The sequence below is a fragment of the Sinorhizobium sp. RAC02 genome (genome assembly GCF_001713395.1).
In the GTDB taxonomy this organism is placed as follows: Bacteria; Pseudomonadota; Alphaproteobacteria; order Rhizobiales; family Rhizobiaceae; genus Shinella.
Map to the genome: position 1 here is coordinate 396,641 of NZ_CP016450.1, position 22,321 is coordinate 418,961.

The following is a 22,321-nucleotide window of genomic DNA, read 5'->3' on the forward strand; positions in this document are numbered from 1 at the left end:
GCCGGAAAGCGCTATCCGTTGAATAGGGCGGCCCGTGAGGGCCGCCTTTTTTCGTTCAGGCAGGCTTCTTGCCGAGCACGGCGCCGACGATTGCCGTCAGCACGCCGCCGCCGACGAGGCCGCCGATGCCGTTGGCAACGAGGCCCGAGAGGCCGGCTTCACCGCCCAGCATCTGCAAGAGAAAGCCGCCGCCGGCACCGCCGATGGCGCCGACAATGGTGCGGACGATCACGCTCACAGCCGCCTGTTTCAGGGCCGCTCCGGCGACGTTACCGCCAACCGCGCCCGCGATGAGCTGCGTGATGATGGGCATCAATGCTTCCATGACTTCCCCTCCGAAAGGTCCGCCCGGAATAGAGAGTGGTCCGAGCAGGACACTTGCCTCACTACCGGGGCGCAGCCTGGAGCCCGCGCGCCCGTTGCCGAAAAATTCGGCACCCGCAAGGTGCGGATAAATTTGGGATAAGTCAATTTGCCCGTGTGCGCCGTACACCGGAGTTTTGAACGAAAAGAGGCGGCCGCTGAGCGACCGCCTCTTCCTTCCCCGCAGTGGCTTGGTTGCCGCGGTTGTTATTCTGCTGCGATGACGCCCCGGCGGATCTGGTCTTCCTCGATCGATTCGAAGAGCGCGCGGAAATTGCCCTCGCCAAAACCTTCGTCACCCTTGCGCTGGATGAACTCGAAGAAGATCGGCCCGATCACGGTTTTCGAGAAGATCTGAAGCAGGATCTTCGTCATGCCGCCATCGACGACGCCTTCGCCATCGATCAGGATGCCGTGCTTCTTCATGCGTTCGACCGGCTCTTCATGGCCGACGACGCGCACATAGGAACGGTCGTAATAGGTGTCCGGCGGGCCCGGCATGAACTTCACGCCGTTGTCGGCGAGCCTGTCAGTCGCGTCGTAGATGCCATCCGTGCCGACGGCGATGTGCTGGATGCCTTCGCCCTTGTACTTCTTCAGGTATTCGACGATCTGGCTCGTCTCGTCCTTCGATTCGTTCAGCGGAATGCGGATCTTGCCGCAGGCCGACGTGATTGCGCGCGAGACGAGGCCGGTGATGCGGCCGTCAATGTCGAAGAAGTGGATCTGCTTGAAGGCGAAGAGTTCGCGGTAGAAATCCCACCACTTGTCCATATTGCCGCGATAGACATTGTGGGTGAGGTGGTCGAGGTAATAGAAGCCGACGCCCTGCGGCTTCGGATCGCGCGCGCCCGTCCATTCGAACTCGGCGTCATAGGCCGAGCCCTTGGCACCGTACTTTTCGACGAAGTAGAGCAGCGAGCCGCCGATGCCGACGATGGCGGGAACGTCGAGCGCCTTGTCGTCGCCTTCATAGGGCGTGGCACCCTTGGAGAGGGCATGTTCGAAGGCATGCCTTGCATCGACCACGCGCCAGGCCATAGAGGCGGCGCATGGGCCGTGTACATCGGCGAATTTCATGGCATGCGAGCCGGGCTCGGCATTGATGACGTAGTTGATGTCGCCCTGGCGCCAGACGGAGATTGCCTTGGTGTGGTGCGTGGCGACCTTGCTGTAGCCCATGCGGGCAAACAGCTCTTCCAGTTTCTCGGGCTCCGGATGGGCGAACTCGACGAACTCGAAGCCGTCGGTGCCAGCCGGATTGTCGGCGGTGATCATTGCCGGCGGGGCATCATGTGGGAAAGGGCCCATCGTTCGTCCTCCTCAAATGGTATCTGAGGCAAGTATGGCGCGTTTGCCATGCAATGTGCGTGCATAGTGGTTGTCTTTTGGCAATTCCATGCGATGTTCGTGCGCAGATAGATGTTTTGGAGGGCAATTCATGCAGTTGGATGATTTCGACCGTAAACTCCTCGTGCATTTGCAGCAGGATGCGCGCCTGACGAACAACGAACTGTCGGAGCGCATCCATCTTTCGCCCTCGCAATGTTCGCGCCGACGCATAAGGTTGGAGGAGGAGGGCATCATCCGTGCCTACCGGGCGGAACTCGACAGGGAAAAACTCGACCTCGGCATCGTCATCGTCGTGACGGTGACGCTCTCGACGCACAACCGCGACAATTCGGTGCGCTTCGCCAAGCTGATCTCCAGCCTGCCGGAAGTGCTGGAGGCGTTCTCGCTGACGGGGGAGATGGACTACATCATCAAGGTCGTGGTGCCGAACCTCAAGGCACTCTCCGCTTTCGTCAACGACGTGCTGCTGCCGCATGAATCGGTCTCGCATGTGAAGACGGCGATCGTGCTCGACACGCTGAAGGAGACGATGGCCCTGCCGCTCTGACGAGCTGTGGCGTTTCGGCAACAGCCCGCTCGCCTTGCCCTGTTCCCGGCGGAACATGCCGGACTCTGGTGTCGTTGTAGAAACGAGCCAAGCAAGCACCACAAGAGGCCACGCGGGTCGCGGCCGAAAACATCAGGGAACAGGACGATGCAGCCGAACGCCACCAGCCAGCAGAACCCGGTCGCCGCGCGCCTGCGCCCCGTGGTCTATCTTTATGCCGTGATCAACATCGCCGTCGTCGCGCTGCTCTTCTCCACCGTTTCGCCAACGCTTGCGACCGGCCCGGCGCAGGAGATGGCAAGCCTGCGCTAGTTCGCGCTTGGTCTTCGTTTGCTCTTGCGGCTATATCAGGCGCAAAGCGGCAACCGAGCGAGGACCCCATGGGCATGCTTCAGGCGGGCATCATTCCCGTCACCCCCTTCCAGCAGAATTGCACCATTCTCTTCGACACGGAGACGAAAGAGGGCGTCGTCGTCGACCCGGGCGGCGATGTCGAGGTGATCCTGCAGACGGTGAAGGACAATGGCATTGCGTTGAAGGCGATCTGGCTGACCCACGGCCATATCGACCATGCCGGCGGCGCCAAGGAACTGAAGGATGCGCTCGGGCTTGAGATCGTCGGCCCGCACAAGGACGACCTCTCGCTGCTCCAGCGGCTGGAGGCGCAGGCCTCGATGTTCGGCGTGCCGATGAAGGTGATGAATGTCGTGCCGGACCGCTGGCTCGAAGACGGCGACAAGGTCTCCTTCGGCGATCATGAATTCGAAGTATATCACACGCCCGGCCACGCACCCGGCCATGTCATCTACTTCCACCGCAAGCAGGGCGTTGCCCATCTCGGCGACGTGCTCTTCCAGGGCTCGATCGGGCGTACCGACCTGCCGGGCGGCAACCACCAGCAACTGCTGGAATCGATCCGCGACAAGGTGTTTCCGCTTGGCGACGAGGTCGGCTTCCTCTGCGGCCACGGGCCGGGCGGCAAGATCGGCGAAGAGCGGCGCACCAATCCGTTCCTGCGCGGGCTTTAAACAACAAAAGGCGGGTGCCGCAAGGCACCCGCCTTTTCATTTGGATCCGCTCTATCTTAGCCGGCGGTGCAGAAGTGCTCGCGGCCGTCATAACCGACGAAGGTGCCGGTGTTCGGGTTGAACGAGCGGTAGCGCTGCGAGCAGTAATCGTACCAGGACTGGGTCCACGGCTCGTAGCTCGGGGCGACGACCTGGCGGCGGTAGATCACGCGCGGCTCGGGCTCGGGATAATAATCCGGATCCACATAGCGGCGTTCTTCATAGCGTGGCTGGGAGGCCAGCGCCCCGCCGATGATGACGCCCGTGGCGAGACCGAGCGCGCCGCCGATAACGGCATCGCGGCCATAGTCACGGTCACGGTCGCGGTGGTGACGGCGCGGCTTGCGATACTGATAGTCGTCGCCTTCGCGCCAATAGCCGTCACGGTTGCGATCGCGCGCTTCGGAGACGCCCGCAGTTGCGGTAAGCGTCGAGGCGGCGACGGCAAGGGACAACACGATTGTCTTGATGACTTTGTTCATGACGTCGTTCCTTTGGATCCGGCCCAACGCCGGTAGATGACGGGAGCAAACTAGAAGAACAAGGCTGAACGGAGGCTGAACGAAAAAACCCGGCATCGCTGCCGGGCTCCAACTTGAAAATCCTGAAAGCGCCGGATCAACCGTCGATTTGCAGGTTAACCGCCTTCGGGCCTTTGCCGCGGCGATCGGGTTCCGTGTCGAAGCTTACCTTCTGGTTTTCGGAAAGGCCGTTCAGGCCGGAAGCCTGTACAGCAGAAATATGTACGAAGATGTCCGCACCACCGTTGTCGGGCTTGATGAAGCCAAAGCCCTTCTCGGTGTTGAAGAATTTAACAGTGCCAGTCTCGGCCATGCGTCAGGTCCTTTTCTCTCTGCCCGTAAATTGGCGGCGGGCAGCATATCAGTTTTGCCCCGAGGGGCGTTAGGCAGGCAGTTCTCGAGGTTGAGGAAAGGGTCCCGTTTTCACCGCAGCCAGCCAACCGCATGGTCCAAAGGGCCATCCGGATATTGGCTGCCCGGAATTATTTCGCGTCTCCGGCGCGCTTTTATTTAAGGTCTTCCCGTGTTCGCAAATTGCCCGAACCGCGCAAGAGTGATGCGTTTATATTAAATTGGCAAGCAAAAGTTTTGGCCCGACTCGGGTGTGCCTCACTTTGGTCAAATTCCGGGCGATTGCCAAAATTTGCCGCAGATTCTCTGGGGCTTAACCGTTCTGGTATGACTTATATTGCGCTGCCGAAGACATGGCAGGAGCGCGGTGGGCATCATACTTCGGCAAGCGTGCCTTCGCGCCGGCCGCGCAGCAACGCCGGCAGGAGTTCTACGGCAAGCATTGCAACGAAGATGATGGCGCAGCCGATATAGCCGGCAGTGCTGATCTTTTCGCCAAGCAGCAGCACGCCGAAGAGGGCGGCAAAGAGCGCCTCGCTGGACAGGAAAATGGCAGCCTGCGGCGCTGTCGTATAGCGCTGGGCGACGTTCTGGAAAATGAAGGCCATGCCGCTCGAGAAGAAGCCGGCATAGAGGATTTCCGGCAGCGCGCCCTTGATTGCCGCAAGGCTGATGGGCTCGAACAGGAAGCCTGCCGCGCAGCCCAGCACCGCGCAGACCGAAAACTGTATGAGGGAGAGTGCCACCGGTCGGCCGGACCGGCCGGAAAAGACGCCGACGCAGATCATCTGCACGGACCACAGGACAGCGCAGACGATGGTGAGCATGTCGCCGAGCGTCAGCGCGGCGAAGGTGCCGCCGGACAGGAGGAAGATGCCGAAGGACGCCAGCAAGGCTGCGGGCCAGATGACCCAGTGCGGCTGGCGACGCAGCAGCAACACCGTGAGGATGGGCGTGAAGACGACGTAGAGGCCGGTGAGGAAGCCGGAATTCGTGACGGTCGTCGTGAGGAGGCCGACCTGCTGGAAGGCGGCGGCGGCAAAGAGTGCGAGGCCGGTCAGGACGAAACCGCCAATGTCGTTTGGCCTTACCGGACCATATGCGCGCGATTTTTCCCAGAGCGCGAAGGGCAGGGCGACAAGCGTGGCGACTGCAAAGCGCAGGCCGATGAACCAGATCGGCCCGAGCGTTTCCATCGCCGTCGACTGGGCGATGAAGCCCGCGCCCCAGATGGCGCCGGCCAGCAATAGGAGAAGGTTCGCCTGAACGCGCGTCATGTCTCTTTTGACCCGAATGGGGGGAAATCAGGCGCGGAGGCGCCTTGCCGCCCTGCTAGCAGCCGGTTTCTTTTTTAGCAAGTCGGGGCGGGGTCAGTCCGTCGCTGTCGCGCGCGAGACGCGCAGCAACGAACCGTTCGGGTCGTCGGTCAAGAGCAGCAGCGCGCCATCAGGAGCCACGACCACATCGCGGATGCGGCCAAGTTCGCCGTCGAACAGCCGTTCCTCAGAAATGATGGCGCCGCTGTCATCGCGTTCCAGGCGGGCAACGAGCTGGTATTTCAAGGCGCTGACGATGAGGTTGCCGTCCCATTCCGGGAACATCGCGCCGCGATAGACGGCGATGGCGCTTGGGGCGATCGATGGGTCCCAATAATACAGGGGTGGCTCGTAGCCTTCAGCGGCGGAGCCGAGATCGAATTCCGCACCGGAATAGTGCCGGCCGTAGGAGACGAGCGGCCAGCCGTAGTTATGGCCGGGTTGTGGATTGTTGACCTCGTCGCCGCCGCGTGCGCCGTGTTCGACGGAAAGCAGCGTGCCGTCCTTGGGGTCGATGGTCAGGCCCTGCGGGTTGCGGTGTCCCTTCGACCAGATTTCCGCCAACCCATCGGTGGTACCGAGGAAGGGATTGTCGGCATGCGGGCTGCCGTCCGGATTGATATGCAGGATGGCGCCGGCGTGATCGCGCGGATCCTGCGCGCGCGCGCTTTCGCCCCGGTCGCCGATACCGAAGAACAGGCTGCCGTTTTTGGTGATTGCGATTCGCGAGCCGAAATGCTGGCCGCGCGGGGTGAGGCGGCTCATCAGGAAGATGCGCGTCGTGTCTTCGAGCTTCGTGCCGTCGACGGATAGTTTTGCCTTGGCGACCGCCGTGCCCGAGCCGCCGTCGCCGCGGGCGCTATAGGTCAGATAAAGCGTTCGGCTTTTGGCAAAATCAGGTGCCAGCGCGATATCGAGCAGGCCACCCTGACCGGTCGTTGCGACCTCCGGCACGCCGCTGATCGGCGCCGAGATATGGTGGCCACGCACCAGGCGAAGCGTGCCGCCTTTTTCCGAAACGAGATAGGCACCGTCCGGCAGGGCTTCGACGGACCAGGGCTGGTTGAGCCCGGTCGCCAGGGTCTCGACGATGAGTGCTGCTTTTTTGCTGGGGAATTCGCGGGTTTCGGCCTTGGCCGAAGCGGTTGCGAGCGTCGAGGCGAGAAAGAGGACCGCCGTTGCGCGCATCAGAGTGTTCTTCAAGCGCTGTTTTTCCTGCCGCATCGTCGTCTCCCGTCCAATGCCGTTAACTGGCCCAGAGCCGAACGGCTTTCAAGAGCGTTGCCGGCAGGGCAGGATCAATTTTGCGTTGAACCATGCGAAGTGCTGGTCTTCTCGATGCCGGACGTCTTGATCATGTCGATATTGATTGCAGGCGGCGACATCAGGCTGATGACCATGGCAACACAGCCGGCGAGGGCCGTCATGGCGATCAGGAACATGGCGCGAGACTCGCGTGCTTTCCGTTTGCTTCCGACCTTGTCGTCATCCCAGAACATCGTCATTCCCTGTCTTGCTCTTTTGCGTTTGTGATGACGAAAAAGCCCGCGGAAGTCGGCGCGAGAAGGACCGAATTGCGGCAGGGGCCGACATTTATTGTGGCGGAAAGAAGGCAGGTCAAAAAAGGCGGATTTTCAATGCGTTCCGGCGAATAGAGCGCCTCGTTCCGCCGTCTTTAGACGCCGCGCTTGCCGAACTGGCGGAGGGGGCGCGTCGCACGGGTTTCGACCGGCAGGAAGCCGGCTGTGCCGACGGGCTCGGCGGTCGTTTGCGCGAGCTCTTCCTCCAGTTCCGGGAAGGTGAGATTGAAGCTCGTCGGAGCGAGTTCCGGCCGGGACAGCAGATAGCCCTGCATCAATGGGCCACCCATGTCGCGGCACACTGCGATCATTTCCGGCTCCTCGATGCCGGCGACGATGGTACGGATTCCCTTGAGGCCAAACTGGCCGATGACCACCCGCAGCAGGGCGACGCCGGCGGAATTCTCGACGAAACCGCGCAGCCACGCCGTATCGAATGTCACGAACTGCGGGCTCAGCCGTTCCAGCCGGTCGAGGTCGCGGTCTTCGCCGGTATATTCGTCGATCGCGATGGAAAAGCCGCCGTCATGCAGCCGGGTCGCGAAATGCGTCAGCACGTCCGGATCATCATAGGGCCGATCGCGGATCTCGCAGGCAATGCGGTCGGTTGGCAGGCCGGCCTCGTGCGCGGCAAGGCGCAGGCGTTCGACTTCCTGGCGGACGGCCTGGGGTGTCAGGTAGAGACCGGGATGGAAATTGACGATGAGGGAAACGTCGCGGCGGCCGAGTGCGCCGGCATTCAGGATATGCAGGCTGCGGCAGAGGCCATCGACAGCGACGCGCTCATCTTCCGGCACGCTCTGGAAGAAATCCGTGGGGGAGCAGGGGGCGCCGTTGGCGCTCGCGCGGATCAGGCCCTTCACCACGGCGATCTGCAACCGGCCGTCTGCCCATTCGGCAAAAATCGGCTGGAGGGCGGATTGCAGCAGGTACGGACCATAGACCGCGCTGAAGGCGCCGTCCGCCTGGCGGACGAGATTGGAAAAAATGCTTCTTTCGCTCATGCAGCGCACCATCCGCTGGAACGACACCGACGATGGCAACATAGGCGTGACCTGTTAATGCCAGCTTAATCCTTCGCGTAAAAATCTCAGCGGTTTTGCTTTTGCTCAACTTTGTCGTGCATCGCGTTCGATGCGTCACCGCGATCCATTCGCATCGTTGATGTCGTTCATGAAATTTAGCGCGCGCGCCCGGCTTTTCCGCTTTTTTCAGCCTTTGCGCTTGCAAGACCGGCGCACATTCGACATAGACCTACCCGCTATGGAGCCCGGCGCTCCGGGTCCATGGCGTCAAGCCGTCTTTGAACCCGATGAGGACATCTCCATCATGGCCTTTCTTGCCGACGCTCTTTCCCGTGTGAAGCCTTCCGCCACCATCGCCGTTTCCCAGAAAGCGCGCGAGCTGAAAGCGAAAGGCCGTGATGTTATCGGGCTGGGCGCAGGCGAGCCGGACTTCGACACGCCGGACAATATCAAGCAGGCGGCGATCGACGCGATCAACCGCGGCGAGACGAAGTACACGCCGGTCTCCGGCATTCCGGAACTGCGCGAGGCGATCGCCAAGAAGTTCAAGCGCGAGAACGGTCTCGACTACACGGCCGCGCAGACGATCGTCGGCACCGGCGGAAAGCAGATTCTTTTCAACGCCTTCATGGCGACGATGAATGCAGGCGACGAAGTCGTTATTCCGACACCTTACTGGGTGTCCTACCCGGAAATGGTTTCGCTGTGCGGCGGCACGCCGGTGTTTGTCGCCACCACGCAGGAAAACAAGTTCAAGCTGAAGGCCGAAGACCTGGAAAAGGCGATCACGCCGAAGACCAAGTGGTTCATCTTCAACTCGCCGTCCAACCCGTCGGGCGCTGCCTACAGCCATGACGAGCTGAAGGCGCTGACCGACGTCCTGATGCGCCATCCGCATGTCTGGGTGCTGACCGACGACATGTATGAGCACCTGACCTATGGCGACTTCAAGTTTGCCACCCCGGTCGAAGTCGAGCCCGGCCTTTACGACCGCACGCTGACGATGAACGGCGTCTCCAAGGCCTATGCCATGACCGGCTGGCGTATCGGCTATGCGGCCGGCCCGCTCAACCTCATCAAGGCGATGGACATGATCCAGGGCCAGCAGACCTCCGGTGCCTGTTCGATTGCCCAGTGGGCGGCCGTCGAGGCGTTGAACGGCACGCAGGACTTCATTCCGGAAAACAAGAAGATCTTCGAAGGCCGCCGCGACCTCATCGTCTCCATGCTGAACCAGGCCAAGGGTATCGAGTGCCCGTCGCCGGAAGGTGCTTTCTACGTCTATCCGTCCTGCAAGGGCCTGATCGGCAAGACCGCGCCATCGGGCAAGGTCATCGAGACGGACGAGGACTTCGTGTCGGAACTGCTGGAATCGGAAGGTGTCGCCGTCGTGCACGGTTCGGCCTTCGGCCTCGGCCCGAACTTCCGCATCTCCTACGCCACTTCGGAAGCCCAGCTGGAAGAAGCCGGCAAGCGCATCCAGCGCTTCTGCGCGGCCTGCAAGTAAGCGGGTTCTTATCCCTTGATTACAAAACCCGCCGGTGACGGCGGGTTTTTTGTTTCGGCCCCGTGAAATTTCCACTGTCGGTGCCGATATAGTGGATGAGACAATGAATACCGGAGCAGGACCATGAAAACCCAGTCACTCCTCATTTCCGCCCTGGCGGCCCTTGCCACCACGACGTCCGCTTTTGCTGCGGATGGTGACGGGTACGCAGAGCGGAGCGACAAGGCGCCGCGCGGCAGCATCGTGGTCAGCGATAGCCCGCGCTACATGTCCTTCTACGACTACTTCTTCAACAATCCCGTGAAGTCCCGCACGACACGCTTCGATCCGGGTGAATATTACAAGGGCGTGACCCGGGTGTATGACCGTCCCTGACGCAGGCCGCGCAAAAGCGTGCTGCTGTTTGCGCGACGTCAAAGCCCGATCAGGGTCAGCATGATGAAGGTGGCGAAGAGGATGAAGTGCGTCATGCCTTCTATCGCGTTCGTTTCGCCGTCATTGAGGTTGATGGCGGCGACGATCAGCGTGATGGCCACCATGACCGTCTGGGCCGGCGACATGGCCATGATGAAGGGTTGGCCGGTATAGAGCGCGATCGCCTCCATGACGGGTACGGTCAGGATGACCGTCGACAGTGAAGCCCCCATGGCGATGTTGACGACGGACTGCATGCGGTTGGCCAGCGCCGCCCGCATCGCCGTCAGGATTTCCGGCGCTGCGGAAATCGCCGCCACCACCACGGCCATCAGCGCCGGTGGGGCGCCGGAGTCCTTGAGGCCGGCGCCAAGCAGCACGGACATGACCTCCGCCAAAGCGCCGATCAACACCACCCCAACGATGATGACGGTGATGGAAAGGCCGGCCGGTTCGTTTTCGTCCGGTGCCTCGCTCGGCAGGCTCCCCTTCCGCTCGGCGCGGGGATAGGCGTAGCTGAAGAAGTAGCTGTGCGCGCCCACTTGCATACGCAGGAACAGGGCATAGAGCGCGATCATCGCGCCGATGGTGAAGGCGGAATAGGCGTGCCAGCTCTCGCGCGGCACGAACTCCGGCACGACCATGGAAATGCCCATGGCCGTGAGGATCATCACGCCATAGGTCCTCGCCGAATCGTCATTGTAGGGCTGCTCGCCGTGGCGGATGCCGCCGAGCAGGGCGGCAAGGCCGAGGATGCCGTTGATGTCCAGCATGACGGCGGCATAGATCGTGTCGCGCACCAGCGTCGGCGAGGTCTCGCCCTGCATCATGATCGCCAGTACGACGACCTCTACCAGAACAGCGGCAAGCGTCAGGATCATCGTGCCATAGGGATCGCCGACCTTGGAGGCGAGGATTTCCGCGTGATGGGCGATGCGGGTGGAGACGAGGATGATCGCGGCGACCAGCGCGAAGGCGGCGATCAGCACCGACAGGCGGCCCATCTCGAGCAAACTGTGTTCCGTCGCATAGGCGACGATCGCCGCCGCAAGGCCGACGAACAGCAAACGTTCCTTCAGCAGGCTGGAGAGCATGGGCGGGCGGGCTCCTCGGCAGATGTCTACAGGTAGATGTAGCCGAGCCCTGCAAAAAGGAAACGCCCACGGCGGAGGAAACCGTGGGCGCTTGGTGGCAACTTGGCCCTATGGGCGTAGTCGCCTTATAGAGGCTGGAAATGTAGGCAAAGCCGGGGCTTCATTTCTGCTCGGACTTTCTCAACCGTGGGCTACCGCCGCCATGCAGTTCGGAGTGGGGATAGTCGAGAATCCAGGTCTCGCCCGTTGCTTCGTCCCTGAACTCTGTTTCCCACGTCTCGGCGTTCGTCCCGGTCTTAATCAACCTTTGAATTCGCGAAAGCGCCTCTTCGCCATTGTACTCATTCACGACGGCCACCCTTTCTCGATTCATTCCCGCTTTCGTCGGCAGTCGAGGAAGCCTCGACTGCCGACGTGCAGTTGATCAGGCGACGTTTTCCAGGGCCGGATAGTCCGTATAGCCCTTGGCGCCGCCGCCGTAGAAGGTGGCCTGGTCCGGCGGGTTCAGCACGGTGTCGTTCTTCAGGCGCTCCACGAGGTCCGGATTGGCGATGAAGAGCTTGCCGAAGGCGACGAGGTCGGCCTTGCCTTCTTCCACCGCGTCGATGGCGAGTTCGCGGTTGTAGCCGTTATTGACCATCCAGGCCGCCTTGCCGCCGGCAGCCTGATAGGCTGCGCGCAGTGCCGCATAGTCGAACGGCGCGTCGCCCTGCTGGTGATCACGCGGACCGCCGGTCGCGCCTTCGATGATGTGGATATAGGCGAGGTCGTATTTGGCGAGGCCTTCCACGACATAGGTGAAGAGCGGCTGCGGGTTCGGATCGGAGGAATCGTTTGCCGGCGTCACCGGCGAGATGCGGATCGCGGTGCGGCCGGCGCCGATTTCTTTGGTGATGACGTCGACGACCTGGAAGAGCAGGCGGGCGCGGTTTTCGATCGAGCCGCCATATTCGTCGGTACGCTCGTTGCTGCCGGAACGCAGGAACTGGTCGAGCAGGTAGCCGTTGGCGGCGTGGATTTCGACGCCATCGAAACCGGCATCCACGGCGGCGCGGGCGGCACGGCGATAGTCTTCGATGATGCCCGGAAGCTCGTCCTTTTCCAGCGCGCGTGGCTCGGAGGTCTCGGCGAAGCTGCCCGTGCCATCGGCATTGATCAGGTAGGTCTTCGACTTGGCGCGGATCGCCGACGGGGCGACCGGCTTGCCGCCGTTCGGCTGCAGCGTGTCATGCGAGATCCGGCCGACATGCCACATCTGCACGACAATCTTGCCGCCAGCCTTGTGCACGGCATCGGTGACCTGCTTCCAGCCTTCAAGGGCTTCCGGCTTGTAGAGGCCCGGCACGTCGGCATAGCCCTGGCCCTGGTGGGAGATGGCGGTTGCTTCGGTGATCAGGAGGCCGGCCGAGGCGCGCTGCTCGTAATAGGCCGCGTTCAGCGTGTTCGGTACCGCACCCGGGGAGCGGTTGCGCGTCAGCGGCGCCATGACGATGCGGTTGGCAAGCTGGATGTCGCCGATCTTGAGGGGGTCGAAGAGCGAGGTCATGGATAGTCCTTCTTCTGGCTGGGAGTGCGCTTAGAGGGCGCGGTTGATGTGGTGGAGAAAGGCCGCGATCTTGTCTTCGTCGCGTTTGAAGAACACCCACTGGCCGACCTTGCGCGTCGTCACGAGGCCGGCGCGCTGGAGGGTGGCAAGGTGGGCGGAAACGGTGGACTGCGAAAGCTCGCAGCGCTTTTCGATCTGGCCGGCGCAGACACCGAACTCCAGCGGATGCTCCTGGGCGGCGAAATGGACCTGCGGGTCTTTCAGCCAGGCCAGGATCTCGATCCGCTTGGGGTGGGCGAGGGCTTTCAGGATTTCGTCGGTGTCGAGCGTCGTCATCTGTCTATCGGGGTCCGGCGATGGATATATCGATTAACATCGATATTGGGTTCGCTAAGAGCCGATACAAGGGGTGCCGGCAAAAAAAGAGGGCCACAAGCGAAGCTTGGGCCCTGCAAGTTTGAAGGTCAAAAAAACCTCCAGAGGGGAACAGCCAACGCGCGGCACTGGGAGGAGAAAGACCGCAGTTGCGTTGGCTGTAATAGATATGGGGGAGGGCCGACATTTCTTCAAGAGAAGCGCGTGCCAAGTTTTGCGGAAATGTTGAAAATTTTGTCTTGGTTAACGAAAGGCAAAAAAAGAGGGCCGCAAGATGAACTTGGGCCCTTTATAGTTTTGAAGGTAATAAAACCTCCAGAGGGGAACAGCTGCTGCGGTGGCACTGGGAGGAAAAAGCCACCAAGATGCATCAGCTGCGTGCGATATGATGGTTTTTTGGGCATACATCAATGATTCAATGTGCATGCCAGCCATGCATGAAGCGCAGGTCTTTGAAAGCGGCCTTTTCAGAAGTTCCAGTTGCGCGCCTTGGCGACGATGAAATCCCTGAAAACCTTGAGCTTGGCGGAGTTCTTCATCTCGCTCGGATAGCAGAAATAGGTGTCGAAGGAGGGAATGTCCGCACTGACGGGCAGCTGTAGAAGTCCCGGATCACGTCCGACAATATAGTCCGGCAGCATCGCCACGCCGATGCCGAGCAGGCAGGCGCGCTTGATCGAGGTCTGGCTGTTGATCTGCAAGACGGACGGACGCGGATTGTCCGAATCGCGACCGGCGATTTCCAGCCAGTTGACGTCGAGCAGGTAGTTGGGGGCCGGCTCGCCGAAGGTGATGATCTTATGGTTGTCGAGATCGTCGATCGACTGCGGCTCGCCGTAGCGGTTGATGTAGGAGGGGGCCGCATAGATATGCATGTGCACGGTGAACAGCCGGCGCTGGATGAGATCCGATTGTTGCGGTTCCCGCAGCCGGATCGCGCAGTCGGCATGGCGCATGTTCACGTCCAGCTCCTCGTTGTCGAGGATGAGCTGCACCTGCATGTCGGGATAGAGCGCCAGGAACTCCTGCACCTTGTCGGTCAGCCAGCCCTGGCCGAGACCGACCGTGGTGGTGATGCGCAGCTTGCCGCTTGGCTTTTCGGTGTTTTCGGTGAGCTGGACGCGCACGCTTTCCAGCTTCATCAGCACGTCGTGCGCGGTGCGATAGAGGATTTCGCCCTGCTCGGTGAGGATCAGGCCGCGGGCATGGCGGTGAAACAGCTTGATGCCGACATCCTGCTCCAGCGCACTCACCTGACGGCTGATGGCCGATTGCGAAAGATGCAGCTTGTCCGCCGCATGCGTGAACGAGCCCGCCTCGGCCGCGGCATGAAAAATCCGCAGCTTGTCCCAGTCGAGCGCCATTCTATCCCCCATATGTCTGTGAGGCGGGGAGCGCTCGCTTCCCGCCTGGTCGCTGATCTTGCTGTTCCCACGTGGGCGGTCGGACTATGCCGCCGCCCTTTGTTGGCGGCTTCTACTCGGCCGCAATTGCGACAGGCATATGACCTGCAAGGTACTTTTCGGTTTCCAGGGCCGCCATGCAGCCCATGCCGGCGGCCGTAACCGCCTGGCGATAGATGTCGTCGGTGACGTCGCCTGCGGCAAAAACGCCCGGCACGTCCGTCGCCGTGGAATCGGCCGCCGTCCACAAATAGCCGTTCGGCTTCTGGCGCAACTTGCCCTTGAACAGTTCGACCGCCGGCGCATGGCCGATCGCCACGAACACGCCGTCGATGGCGACGTCGCGCGTTTCGCCCGTCTTCACATTGCGCAGCTTCACACCGTTGACGGAAGCCGGCATCGGCGGCTTGGGATCGGTGCCAAGATACTCGACGACCTCGTGGTCCCAGACGATCTTGACATTCTCCTTGGCGAACAGGCGCTCCTGGAGAATTTTTTCGGCGCGAAAACCGTCGCGGCGATGCACGACCGTCACGGTCTTGGCGAGGTTGGAAAGGTAGAGCGCTTCCTCGACGGCCGAGTTGCCGCCGCCGACGACGATGACGTCCTTGTTGCGGTAGAAGAAGCCGTCGCAGGTGGCGCAGGCAGACACGCCAAAACCCATGAACTTGTGCTCGGTCTCGATGCCGAGCCACTTCGCCTTGGCGCCGGTGGCGATGATCAGTGCATCGGCCGTCCATTCGGTGCCGCTGTCGGTGGAGACGCGGAAGGGGCGTACGCTCATGTCGACATTGGTGACGAGGTCGTTGACGATCTCGGCGCCGACATGCTCGGCCTGTTTGAGCATCTGCTCCATCATCCACGGGCCCTGAACCGGATCGGCGTAACCCGGGTAGTTTTCCACATCCGTGGTGATCATCAACTGGCCGCCCTGTTCCATGCCGGCAATCAGCACGGGCTCCAGCATGGCGCGGGCGGTATAGATGGCGGCGGTGTAGCCGGCGGGGCCGGAGCCTATGATCAGCACCTTGACGTGGCGGGCGGACATGGTCGTTCCTTCCGGGGCATCAGGCCCCAATGGGCCGACCGCGCGATTCCGCGCATGGCTCGGCTAATGTTCGTTGTTCAATATCCATTTATGAAGGGAGTGCACCGAGTTTCAAGTGTGCGCTGCGCTTTGCCAACAGGCAAGCGATCCCGCGTGACATATTTGTGCCTCTTGCAGTAACAATGTTGCGCTGATGCGGCGATTCGGGTCACTTGCGGTCGCCTTCCCGAAAGGTCTGTAAATTCCCATGTTTCGTGCCGAACTCGACGCCATCGACATCCGTATCCTGAAAGAGCTTCAGGCCGATGGCCGGATGACCAATGTGGAGCTTGCGTCGCGCGCCGGCATTTCCGCGCCACCCTGTCTGCGCCGGGTGCGCAAGCTGGAGGAGGCCGGCATCATCGAGGGCTACACCGCGCTGCTGAACGCGCCGGCCCTCGGCTATGATCTCGTCGCTTTCTGCATGGTTGGCCTCAAGCACCAGTCGGAGGCGAACCTCAAGGCCTTTGCAGCCGCAACGGCGGAATGGCCGATGGTTCGCCAGGCCTGGATGGTCTCCGGCGACAGCGATTTCCTGCTGCATTGCGTGGCCGAAAACCTCACCCGCTTCCAGGACTTCGTCATCGAGGAACTGACCGCCAACGCGCAGGTCGATACCGTGCGCACCATGCTGACGATCCGTCAGGTCAAGAAGGTCGGGCTGGTCGAACTCTGACATCCTGCCAGCGCGCGAGGATGTCTCGCGCGAGCCCCGGTGTCGAATTGACTGGGGCGTGCCGGCCGGTGGCGGGCGCCTCGGGAAAACGTCCTACGGCGGCCTCCTGCGAAAGCGCCGCAAGGAACCGGCCGATCTTCGCATGCCCGCCCGAGGGATGGAAAACCTGCACGGGAACGCCCAGCGCTGCGGCTTCGCCGACCATGTTGGTCGAATCCGCGGTGACGACGATCTCGTCGGCCCAGGCGAGATAGGCGAGCAAGGGATTGTCTCCCGTGCCATCCCAGAAGAGCACGTTCGGCCGCTTGGCGAGGTCGGCAAGGGCCATCGCGAGGGGTGCTGGCGTTCGGCGCGAGACCGTGATCATCAGGGCGTTTCCTGCATCCAGCTTGGCCTCTAGGCCGCCGAGGAGACGGCTTACGTCGGCCTCGGAAAACTGGTGATGCCGGCTGTCGCCGCCGATGAGCACGGCGACCCTTGGCTGGGGCAGGGAGGCAAGCCTGTCGGCCATTGCGTGGCGCCCCGTTTCCAGGCGCTCTGGCGACATCCGGTTCGGGGCTGTCGTGACGACGAGCACGTTCTCGCCGCGGGGTGCATCGTGCTGCTGTACGATGAGCAGGTCCGCCTTGTGCCGCCGCATGCGCGGATCCTTGAAGAGCACGCAGAAGGTTGTCGGCGACATGGATTTCAACGTTCTCAAATAGGCTACAGCCCGCCGGCCCGTCGCAAGGCAGATATCCGGAAATGGTGGCGCAAGCGGCGAGTCGGGCTTTTCCGGTGCGTCCTTGGGATCGATCGGCCCCCAGGGCATCAGCCAGGCGAAGGGGCGGCGCGGTGCGACGCGGCGCAGAACGGGCGTTGCGCCCATGGCTTCGGCAAGCCCGACCAGCGGCTGTTCGTCGCCGGCCTTGCCGTCCGTCAGGACCCACACGGTGGGATGGGCGCTCGCCGCCATCTCAGCGCTGTGGCTCCGCCATCAGCCTCTGATAGGCAGAAAATTCCTTCTCCAGCATTTGCGCTGTCGTGAAATTCGCCAGGACATGTTCGCGGCCACGCTGTCCCATCGCTGCCAGCCGATCCGGGTCGGCGAGCGCGTCGCTCAGGGCCGCTGCCAGGGCGGCAACATCCCCGGGCGGCACAAGCCAGCCGGTTTCGCCCGGCAGGACGGTTTCCAGGCTGCCGCCATGGTTTGTGGCGATGACGGGCGTTCCCATCGCCTGGGCCTCGATTGCGGCACGGCCGAAGGCTTCCGGGTCCGTAGAGGTGGATACGGCGAGGTCGGCCGCGGCGAGGATGGCGGGCACGTCGCGCCGGCTGCCGGTGAAATGGAGCCGGCCTCCGAGGCCGAGACGGGCACTGTCGCGCTGCAATTCGCCCACTAGCGTGTCCGAGCCGCCGCCGATGAAGGCGAGTCGCAGGTCGGGCCGGTCAAGACGGGCGGCGGCTTCCACGAGCACAGCATGCCCTTTCCATCGGGTGACACGGCCGACTATTACCACCAGCGGCCCGGTTGCGGTCGCTCCGAGTTCGGCCCGCAGAGCCGCACGGGTTTCGGCGGAAATGCTCGCAGGGTCGAAGAGCGCCGGCTCGACGCCGCGGGGTGCGACGACCACGCGAGCTTCCGGAAAACCGTAAACCTCGGTGATGTGCCGGCGGATGAACTGCGAATTCGCGATGACGAGGGGGGCGCGCAACATGGCGCTGTTGTAGAAGCGTTTCAGGGCATTGCCGTGGCTATAGACGCCGTGAAAGGTCGTGATGAAATGCACCGGCCGTTTCGCTAGGTGCCGCGCCAGCAGGCCGACCCAGGCCGGCACGCGGCTTCGGGCATGGACGATGTCGATGTCTTCCGCGTCGACGAGACGTGCGATGGCGCGGGCGGCCGAAATAGCGGCGAAGGGCGATTTCTTACCGACCGTAATTGCAACATGCCGGGCGCCGGCAGCCTCTGCGGCCGCGACCAACGGTCCGCCGGCACTGGCGATCCAGTTTACCACGCCGAGGGTACCGAGATGGCCGGCCATTTCCACCGCGCTGCGCTCCACGCCGCCATCGCCCAGAGCCGGCAGGAGTTGGATGATGCGCGGTGCCAGGACCTCTCCGCGGCGCACGGCAAAATCCCTGATCTTTCGCTGCCAGGTCTGTTCACGGGCGTGCCGGGCCGCGTTTTCGCCGAGGCGCTCGCGCAGGGCGCGGTCGCCGAGCAACCTGTCCAGCGCCGCCGTCACCGACGCGCCGTCGGCACCCTCGCACAGCAGGCCCGTCTCGCCGTCGAGCACGGCGTCAGAGGCGCCGCCATCGCGACCGGCAAGGCTCGGCACGCCATGCCAGGCGGCTTCGAGATAGACGAGGCCGAACCCCTCGACGGAACTGCCCTCGCGGCGGGCCGGCATGGCGAAGACATCCGCCAGTTGGAGAAGAGCGGCCTTGTCATCCTCCGACACGCGGCCGTGAAACACCACGGCATCCTCGACACCGGCCTCCCGCGCGAGGCTTTCCAGTCGCGCGCGATCCGCGCCGTCGCCAGCGACGTGGAGTTTCAGGCCGGGATAAGCAGGGCTGAGTTTCGCCGCAGCCTCGATCAGCGTGTCAACGCCCTTGCGTGGCTCCAGCCGGCAGAGCGTCACGATTTGCAATCCGTCGCCATAGAGCGTTCGCAGCGCCGCCACCCGTTCCGGACCGGCGTCCGCCTGAGCAGGAACGGTAGGCGTGACGACACGCAGCCGCTCGCCCTTCACGTAAGGGGCCGCGCGGTCGGCGGTGAAGCTGGAATTGGCGATGACATCCGTCGCGTTCGCCATGGCCGCGCGGATGCGCTCGGCCTTGCGCGGAGAGGGTATTGCCGGGAACTCCATGCCGTGGGCGAGCACGGTAATCGGGACGGCGACGGCGCCGAGGTTTTCGACGCTTTTCCATGTATCGGCGATGATCTGGTCGAAGGCGCCGGAGCGGATGAGTTTCTCCGCGGCGCGCGCCTTGCGCCAGCGCCTCAGCGGTTTCCAGCCGGAAAAGCGCGTGATGCGGTATGACCGCTTTGAATCCGCCGCGTCCGCTTTACCATCGGCGAGAACCGTGACCGTGTGCCCGCTTTCCTGCAAGGCGAGCGCCATCGACCCAATCATGTTTTCGATCCCGCCAACGTCAGGCGGGAAACATTGCGTCAGTATAAGGATGTTCATCGTATAATAGGCTGTCGGAGTTCGATGGGGCTGCCCCCACGCGGGAGGGTGGGGGTATGTTTCGCAGAACTCCTATCACCGCGGGCCGATATGGTCTATGGAGTCGCGCGCGACAGGAGACGATGACGAATGCAGACGATAGCATGCATGAAATGGGGCACGAGATATCCGGCGGATTATGTCAACCGCTTGTGGTCCATGATCAAGCGCAACACCGTTCGCCCGACCCGGCTCGTTTGTTTTACGGAAGATGCCACCGGCATCGACCCGGCGGTCGCTGTCTTCCCGCTGCCGGCGATCAACATTCCCGAGCGCGTCGCCTGGAAGCCGTGGCGCAAGATCTCGCTGTGGCAAGCGCCACTGGCCGATCTGGAGGGTGATGTGCTGTTCGTCGATCTCGACGTAGTCATCACTGGGCCACTCGACGACTTTTTCGACTATGCGCCGGGCCGGTTCTGCATCGCGGAAAACTGGACGCAGCTTGGTAAGGGTATCGGCAACACCTCTGTCTATCGTTGGACCGTCGGCACCAACACGCACATTTTCGACGATTTCATCCGCGACCCGGATGCCAAGGTCAACAAGCACATCATCTCTCAGCGCTACGTCTCCGCCGCTGCCGAGGGCATGACCTATTGGCCGGGCGAATGGTGCGTTAGCTTCAAGCATACGCTTTTGCCGCGCTGGCCGCTGAACTTCTTCAAGGACGTGCCGCTGCCGTCGGCGACGCGCATCGTCGCCTTTACCGGTAAACCGGACCCCGACGAGGCCGTAGTCGGCGAATGGCCGGTCAAGGCGTGGTGGAAGAAGGCCTACAAGCACGTCCGGCCGACAAAGTGGATCGACGAGAACTGGCGTTAGCGCACGTTCTCAAGATACCACTGATAGGCGCGGGAAATGCCTTCGCGCAGGTTTGTGGTCGGCTTCCAGCCCAGGCACGCTAGCTTTTCGTTCGACATCAGCTTGCGCGGCGTGCCGTCCGGTTTTGAGGGATCGGTCTCGATCCGGCCTTCAAAGCCGACGACGCCTGCGATGAGTTTCATCAAGTCGAGAATCGGGATGTCTTCGCCCGAGCCGACATTGATGTGCTCATAGTCCTCATAGTTCTTCAGGATGAAGACCAGCGCATCGGCGCAATCCTCGCTGAACAGGAATTCTCGGCGCGGCGTGCCTGAACCCCAGATCGTCACATGATCGAGACCGGCAAGCTTTGCCTCATGCGCCTTGCGGATGAGCGCCGGCACGACATGGCTGGTCTGGAGGTCGAAATTGTCGTGCGGGCCATAAAGGTTGGTCGGCATGGCGGAGATGAAGCGGGCACCATGCTGCTTCATATAGGCCTGACACAGCTTGATGCCGGCGATCTTGGCGATCGCGTACCACTCGTTGGTCGGCTCTAGGTCGCCGGTGAGCAGTGCGTTTTCCTTGATCGGTTGCGGCGCGAATTTCGGGTAGATGCAACTCGAGCCGAGGAACAGCAGCTTCTCGACACCCGCCTCGTGGGCGGATTTAATGACGTTCAGCTCCATCGTCAGGTTGCGCTGGAGGAACTCTACCGGGTTGCGGTCATTGGCGAGGATGCCGCCGACCTTGGCGGCCGCCATGACCACGGCGTGCGGCCGGTGTTCTGCGAGGAAGCGCTCGACATCGGATCGTTCTTCGAGATCGACCGCGTCACGCTGGGCGAAGAGAACTTCGCAGTTCTCCGCTTCCAGCCGCCTGGCGACGGCGCTGCCGACCATGCCGCGATGGCCGGCGACCCAGACGCGTTTTCCCGTGAGCTCATACATGTCAGAGGCGGCCCTTGTCGGAGAACTCTTTCTGCATGAGCTTCAGGTCTTCCCGCACCATTTCGCGGGCAAGCTCGTGCGCGCTCGTCTCGTGGCGCCAGCCGAGCACCGTCTCGGCCTTTTTCGGGTCGCCGAGCAATAGGTCGACCTCCGTCGGGCGGAAGTAGCGCGGATCGATGCTGATCAGGCATTTGCCGGTCGCGGCGTCAAAACCCTTCTCGTTGACACCCTGGCCTTCCCAGCGGATGGGCATGCCCACCTCGGTAAAGCACCATTCGGCGAACTGGCGCACGGTCGTCGTGGTGCCGGTCGCCAGCACGTAGTCGTCGCCTTGCGGCTGTTGCAGCATCAGCCACATGCCGCGCACATATTCCTTCGCATGGCCCCAGTCGCGCTTGGCATCGAGATTGCCGAGGAAGAGCTGGTTCTGCTGGCCGAGCTTGATGGCTGCGACGGCGCGGGTGATCTTTCGCGTCACGAAGGTTTCGCCGCGCAGCGGGCTTTCGTGGTTGAAGAGGATGCCGTTTGAGGCGTGCAGGCCATAGGCCTCGCGGTAGTTCACGACGATCCAATAGGCGTAGAGTTTTGCCGCCGCATAGGGCGAGCGCGGATAGAACGGCGTCGTCTCGCTCTGCGGAACTTCTTGCGCCTTGCCGTAGAGTTCGGATGTGGAGGCCTGATAGAAGCGCGTCTTCTTCTCCAGCCCCAGGATGCGGATTGCTTCCAGCATGCGCAGCGTGCCGATCGCGTCTGCGTTGGCGGTATATTCCGGCGTCTCGAAGCTCACCTGCACATGGCTCTGGGCGGCGAGGTTGTAGATCTCGTCCGGCTGGGTCTGCTGCACGATGCGCACGAGGTTCGTTGCATCCGTCATGTCGCCGTAATGCAGGAAGAAACGCGGTTCGGGGGCGTGCGGATCTTCATAGATATGCTCGATGCGCCCGGTATTGAACGAGGAGGAGCGGCGCTTGATGCCGTGCACGACATAACCCTTGTCGAGCAGCAGTTGTGCGAGATAGGCGCCATCCTGACCCGTTACGCCCGTAATCAAAGCCACCCGTTTCTTGGACAAGTCTGTTCTCCGTGGTGAAGGTGCAAGCGGCTTTAAACCCGAACGCCCGGGCGAT

25 protein-coding genes are annotated in these 22,321 nt (G+C 62.3%); 7 read left to right on the top strand and 18 right to left on the bottom strand.

Annotated features, from left to right (window positions below; translation table 11 throughout):
• Window positions 1-55: 55 nt before the first annotated feature.
• Together BSY16_RS01885 and hppD are read right to left on the bottom strand one after the other, a co-directional pair.
• A complete protein-coding gene (locus BSY16_RS01885) occupies window positions 56-325 on the bottom strand; it encodes a hypothetical protein (protein WP_069058100.1) in 270 nt (89 codons plus the stop codon).
• A gap of 245 nt (window positions 326-570) precedes the next feature.
• A complete protein-coding gene (gene hppD, locus BSY16_RS01890; RefSeq protein ID WP_069058101.1) occupies window positions 571-1,674 on the bottom strand; it encodes a 4-hydroxyphenylpyruvate dioxygenase in 1,104 nt (367 codons plus the stop codon).
• 130 nt (window positions 1,675-1,804) lie between these two features.
• On the opposite strand from hppD, the gene BSY16_RS01895 reads away from it, so the two are divergent.
• The 3 genes from BSY16_RS01895 (at window position 1,805) to BSY16_RS01900 (ending at window position 3,291) form a co-directional block, all read left to right on the top strand.
• The gene (locus BSY16_RS01895) at window positions 1,805-2,263 is read left to right on the top strand and encodes an Lrp/AsnC family transcriptional regulator (protein WP_069058102.1); all 459 of its coding nucleotides are present in this window, start codon (window positions 1,805-1,807) and stop codon (window positions 2,261-2,263) included.
• A gap of 147 nt (window positions 2,264-2,410) precedes the next feature.
• Entirely contained in the window at window positions 2,411-2,575 is a 165-nt protein-coding gene (locus BSY16_RS32255; protein WP_171902374.1) for a hypothetical protein, read from the top strand.
• A 74-nt stretch (window positions 2,576-2,649) separates the two neighbouring features.
• Complete coding sequence (locus tag BSY16_RS01900; RefSeq protein ID WP_150130014.1) at window positions 2,650-3,291, top strand: MBL fold metallo-hydrolase; 642 nt, start codon at window positions 2,650-2,652, stop codon at window positions 3,289-3,291.
• Window positions 3,292-3,347: 56 nt separating this feature from the next.
• Here the strand turns inward: BSY16_RS01900 and BSY16_RS01905 are convergent, their stop codons facing one another.
• From BSY16_RS01905 to BSY16_RS01930, 6 genes are all read right to left on the bottom strand, one after another.
• Entirely contained in the window at window positions 3,348-3,812 is a 465-nt protein-coding gene (locus BSY16_RS01905) for a BA14K family protein (protein ID WP_069058104.1), read from the bottom strand.
• A 136-nt stretch (window positions 3,813-3,948) separates the two neighbouring features.
• The gene (locus BSY16_RS01910; RefSeq protein ID WP_069058105.1) at window positions 3,949-4,164 is read right to left on the bottom strand and encodes a cold-shock protein; all 216 of its coding nucleotides are present in this window, start codon (window positions 4,162-4,164) and stop codon (window positions 3,949-3,951) included.
• 412 nt (window positions 4,165-4,576) lie between these two features.
• Window positions 4,577-5,479 (bottom strand): DMT family transporter, encoded by a 903-nt coding sequence (locus BSY16_RS01915; protein ID WP_069058106.1) that lies wholly within the window; start codon window positions 5,477-5,479, stop codon window positions 4,577-4,579.
• Between the two features lie 93 nt (window positions 5,480-5,572).
• Window positions 5,573-6,742 carry a PQQ-dependent sugar dehydrogenase gene (locus BSY16_RS01920; protein WP_069058107.1) on the bottom strand — a complete coding sequence of 390 codons (1,170 nt, stop codon included), beginning with the start codon at window positions 6,740-6,742 and terminating at the stop codon, window positions 5,573-5,575.
• A 74-nt stretch (window positions 6,743-6,816) separates the two neighbouring features.
• On the bottom strand, window positions 6,817-7,023 hold the full coding sequence (locus tag BSY16_RS01925) for a hypothetical protein (protein WP_069058108.1): 207 nt from the start codon (window positions 7,021-7,023) through the stop codon (window positions 6,817-6,819).
• Window positions 7,024-7,193: 170 nt separating this feature from the next.
• Complete coding sequence (locus tag BSY16_RS01930) at window positions 7,194-8,102, bottom strand: EAL domain-containing protein (RefSeq protein ID WP_069058109.1); 909 nt, start codon at window positions 8,100-8,102, stop codon at window positions 7,194-7,196.
• Window positions 8,103-8,427: 325 nt separating this feature from the next.
• Here BSY16_RS01930 and BSY16_RS01935 point away from each other — a divergent pair, with 325 nt between their 5' ends.
• Both BSY16_RS01935 and BSY16_RS01940 read left to right on the top strand, forming a co-directional pair.
• Window positions 8,428-9,630 carry a pyridoxal phosphate-dependent aminotransferase gene (locus tag BSY16_RS01935; protein ID WP_069061314.1) on the top strand — a complete coding sequence of 401 codons (1,203 nt, stop codon included), beginning with the start codon at window positions 8,428-8,430 and terminating at the stop codon, window positions 9,628-9,630.
• Window positions 9,631-9,753: 123 nt separating this feature from the next.
• Window positions 9,754-10,005 (top strand): hypothetical protein, encoded by a 252-nt coding sequence (locus BSY16_RS01940; RefSeq protein WP_069058110.1) that lies wholly within the window; start codon window positions 9,754-9,756, stop codon window positions 10,003-10,005.
• A 38-nt stretch (window positions 10,006-10,043) separates the two neighbouring features.
• Here BSY16_RS01940 and BSY16_RS01945 read toward each other — a convergent pair whose 3' ends face one another.
• The 6 genes from BSY16_RS01945 to trxB all read right to left on the bottom strand — a co-directional run bounded on the left by BSY16_RS01945 (window position 10,044) and on the right by trxB (window position 15,510).
• The gene (locus BSY16_RS01945; protein ID WP_069058111.1) at window positions 10,044-11,138 is read right to left on the bottom strand and encodes a calcium:cation antiporter; all 1,095 of its coding nucleotides are present in this window, start codon (window positions 11,136-11,138) and stop codon (window positions 10,044-10,046) included.
• Between the two features lie 160 nt (window positions 11,139-11,298).
• The gene (locus tag BSY16_RS33045) at window positions 11,299-11,511 is read right to left on the bottom strand and encodes an Imm27 family immunity protein (protein ID WP_069058112.1); all 213 of its coding nucleotides are present in this window, start codon (window positions 11,509-11,511) and stop codon (window positions 11,299-11,301) included.
• A gap of 51 nt (window positions 11,512-11,562) precedes the next feature.
• On the bottom strand, window positions 11,563-12,684 hold the full coding sequence (locus BSY16_RS01955; protein ID WP_069058113.1) for an alkene reductase: 1,122 nt from the start codon (window positions 12,682-12,684) through the stop codon (window positions 11,563-11,565).
• Window positions 12,685-12,714: 30 nt separating this feature from the next.
• Window positions 12,715-13,020, bottom strand: a complete 306-nt coding sequence (locus tag BSY16_RS01960; RefSeq protein ID WP_069058114.1) for an ArsR/SmtB family transcription factor — start codon at window positions 13,018-13,020, stop codon at window positions 12,715-12,717.
• A gap of 506 nt (window positions 13,021-13,526) precedes the next feature.
• Window positions 13,527-14,423, bottom strand: coding sequence for a LysR family transcriptional regulator VtlR (locus tag BSY16_RS01965; RefSeq protein WP_069058115.1), 897 nt, complete (start codon window positions 14,421-14,423; stop codon window positions 13,527-13,529).
• A 112-nt stretch (window positions 14,424-14,535) separates the two neighbouring features.
• Window positions 14,536-15,510, bottom strand: a complete 975-nt coding sequence (gene trxB, locus BSY16_RS01970; protein ID WP_069058116.1) for a thioredoxin-disulfide reductase — start codon at window positions 15,508-15,510, stop codon at window positions 14,536-14,538.
• A gap of 247 nt (window positions 15,511-15,757) precedes the next feature.
• Here trxB and BSY16_RS01975 point away from each other — a divergent pair, with 247 nt between their 5' ends.
• A complete protein-coding gene (locus tag BSY16_RS01975; RefSeq protein ID WP_069058117.1) occupies window positions 15,758-16,225 on the top strand; it encodes an Lrp/AsnC family transcriptional regulator in 468 nt (155 codons plus the stop codon).
• Here BSY16_RS01975 and BSY16_RS01980 read toward each other — a convergent pair.
• Together BSY16_RS01980 and BSY16_RS31320 are read right to left on the bottom strand one after the other, a co-directional pair.
• Window positions 16,197-17,180, bottom strand: a complete 984-nt coding sequence (locus BSY16_RS01980; RefSeq protein ID WP_069058118.1) for a mitochondrial fission ELM1 family protein — start codon at window positions 17,178-17,180, stop codon at window positions 16,197-16,199. The two genes, BSY16_RS01975 and BSY16_RS01980, sit on opposite strands and share 29 nt — an antisense overlap.
• Window position 17,181: 1 nt before the next feature.
• Window positions 17,182-19,404: a glycosyltransferase gene (locus BSY16_RS31320; protein WP_083242803.1), complete on the bottom strand. Its 2,223-nt coding sequence runs from the start codon at window positions 19,402-19,404 to the stop codon at window positions 17,182-17,184.
• Between the two features lie 129 nt (window positions 19,405-19,533).
• Here BSY16_RS31320 and BSY16_RS01990 point away from each other — a divergent pair, with 129 nt between their 5' ends.
• On the top strand, window positions 19,534-20,265 hold the full coding sequence (locus tag BSY16_RS01990) for a hypothetical protein (RefSeq protein WP_069058119.1): 732 nt from the start codon (window positions 19,534-19,536) through the stop codon (window positions 20,263-20,265).
• On the opposite strand, the gene fcl is transcribed toward BSY16_RS01990, so the two are convergent.
• A complete protein-coding gene (fcl, locus tag BSY16_RS01995; RefSeq protein WP_069058120.1) occupies window positions 20,262-21,194 on the bottom strand; it encodes a GDP-L-fucose synthase in 933 nt (310 codons plus the stop codon). The genes BSY16_RS01990 and fcl overlap by 4 nt on opposite strands.
• A gap of 1 nt (window position 21,195) precedes the next feature.
• Window positions 21,196-22,266 (bottom strand): GDP-mannose 4,6-dehydratase, encoded by a 1,071-nt coding sequence (gene gmd, locus BSY16_RS02000; protein ID WP_069058121.1) that lies wholly within the window; start codon window positions 22,264-22,266, stop codon window positions 21,196-21,198.
• Window positions 22,267-22,321: the final 55 nt, after the last annotated feature.

Bases quoted from the DNA above. Each gene is read 5' to 3' on its own strand.
- BSY16_RS01965 (WP_069058115.1), bottom strand. From the start codon at position 14,423: ATGGCGCTCGACTGGGACAAGCTGCGGATTTTTCATGCCGCGGCCGAG.
- BSY16_RS01920 (WP_069058107.1), bottom strand. From the start codon at position 6,742: ATGCGGCAGGAAAAACAGCGCTTGAAGAACACTCTGATGCGCGCAACG.
- BSY16_RS01955 (WP_069058113.1), bottom strand. From the start codon at position 12,684: ATGACCTCGCTCTTCGACCCCCTCAAGATCGGCGACATCCAGCTTGCC.
- BSY16_RS01895 (WP_069058102.1), top strand. From the start codon at position 1,805: ATGCAGTTGGATGATTTCGACCGTAAACTCCTCGTGCATTTGCAGCAG.
- BSY16_RS01975 (WP_069058117.1), top strand. From the start codon at position 15,758: ATGTTTCGTGCCGAACTCGACGCCATCGACATCCGTATCCTGAAAGAG.
- trxB (WP_069058116.1), bottom strand. From the start codon at position 15,510: ATGTCCGCCCGCCACGTCAAGGTGCTGATCATAGGCTCCGGCCCCGCC.
- BSY16_RS01905 (WP_069058104.1), bottom strand. From the start codon at position 3,812: ATGAACAAAGTCATCAAGACAATCGTGTTGTCCCTTGCCGTCGCCGCC.
- BSY16_RS01940 (WP_069058110.1), top strand. From the start codon at position 9,754: ATGAAAACCCAGTCACTCCTCATTTCCGCCCTGGCGGCCCTTGCCACC.
- BSY16_RS33045 (WP_069058112.1), bottom strand. From the start codon at position 11,511: ATGAATCGAGAAAGGGTGGCCGTCGTGAATGAGTACAATGGCGAAGAG.
- BSY16_RS01980 (WP_069058118.1), bottom strand. From the start codon at position 17,180: ATGGCGGCGAGCGCCCATCCCACCGTGTGGGTCCTGACGGACGGCAAG.
- BSY16_RS01990 (WP_069058119.1), top strand. From the start codon at position 19,534: ATGCAGACGATAGCATGCATGAAATGGGGCACGAGATATCCGGCGGAT.
- BSY16_RS01910 (WP_069058105.1), bottom strand. From the start codon at position 4,164: ATGGCCGAGACTGGCACTGTTAAATTCTTCAACACCGAGAAGGGCTTT.
- hppD (WP_069058101.1), bottom strand. From the start codon at position 1,674: ATGGGCCCTTTCCCACATGATGCCCCGCCGGCAATGATCACCGCCGAC.
- BSY16_RS01930 (WP_069058109.1), bottom strand. From the start codon at position 8,102: ATGAGCGAAAGAAGCATTTTTTCCAATCTCGTCCGCCAGGCGGACGGC.
- BSY16_RS01885 (WP_069058100.1), bottom strand. From the start codon at position 325: ATGGAAGCATTGATGCCCATCATCACGCAGCTCATCGCGGGCGCGGTT.
- BSY16_RS01915 (WP_069058106.1), bottom strand. From the start codon at position 5,479: ATGACGCGCGTTCAGGCGAACCTTCTCCTATTGCTGGCCGGCGCCATC.
- BSY16_RS01960 (WP_069058114.1), bottom strand. From the start codon at position 13,020: ATGACGACGCTCGACACCGACGAAATCCTGAAAGCCCTCGCCCACCCC.
- BSY16_RS01945 (WP_069058111.1), bottom strand. From the start codon at position 11,138: ATGCTCTCCAGCCTGCTGAAGGAACGTTTGCTGTTCGTCGGCCTTGCG.
- BSY16_RS01925 (WP_069058108.1), bottom strand. From the start codon at position 7,023: ATGACGATGTTCTGGGATGACGACAAGGTCGGAAGCAAACGGAAAGCA.
- fcl (WP_069058120.1), bottom strand. From the start codon at position 21,194: ATGTATGAGCTCACGGGAAAACGCGTCTGGGTCGCCGGCCATCGCGGC.
- BSY16_RS32255 (WP_171902374.1), top strand. From the start codon at position 2,411: ATGCAGCCGAACGCCACCAGCCAGCAGAACCCGGTCGCCGCGCGCCTG.
- BSY16_RS31320 (WP_083242803.1), bottom strand. From the start codon at position 19,404: ATGAACATCCTTATACTGACGCAATGTTTCCCGCCTGACGTTGGCGGG.
- BSY16_RS01900 (WP_150130014.1), top strand. From the start codon at position 2,650: ATGCTTCAGGCGGGCATCATTCCCGTCACCCCCTTCCAGCAGAATTGC.
- BSY16_RS01935 (WP_069061314.1), top strand. From the start codon at position 8,428: ATGGCCTTTCTTGCCGACGCTCTTTCCCGTGTGAAGCCTTCCGCCACC.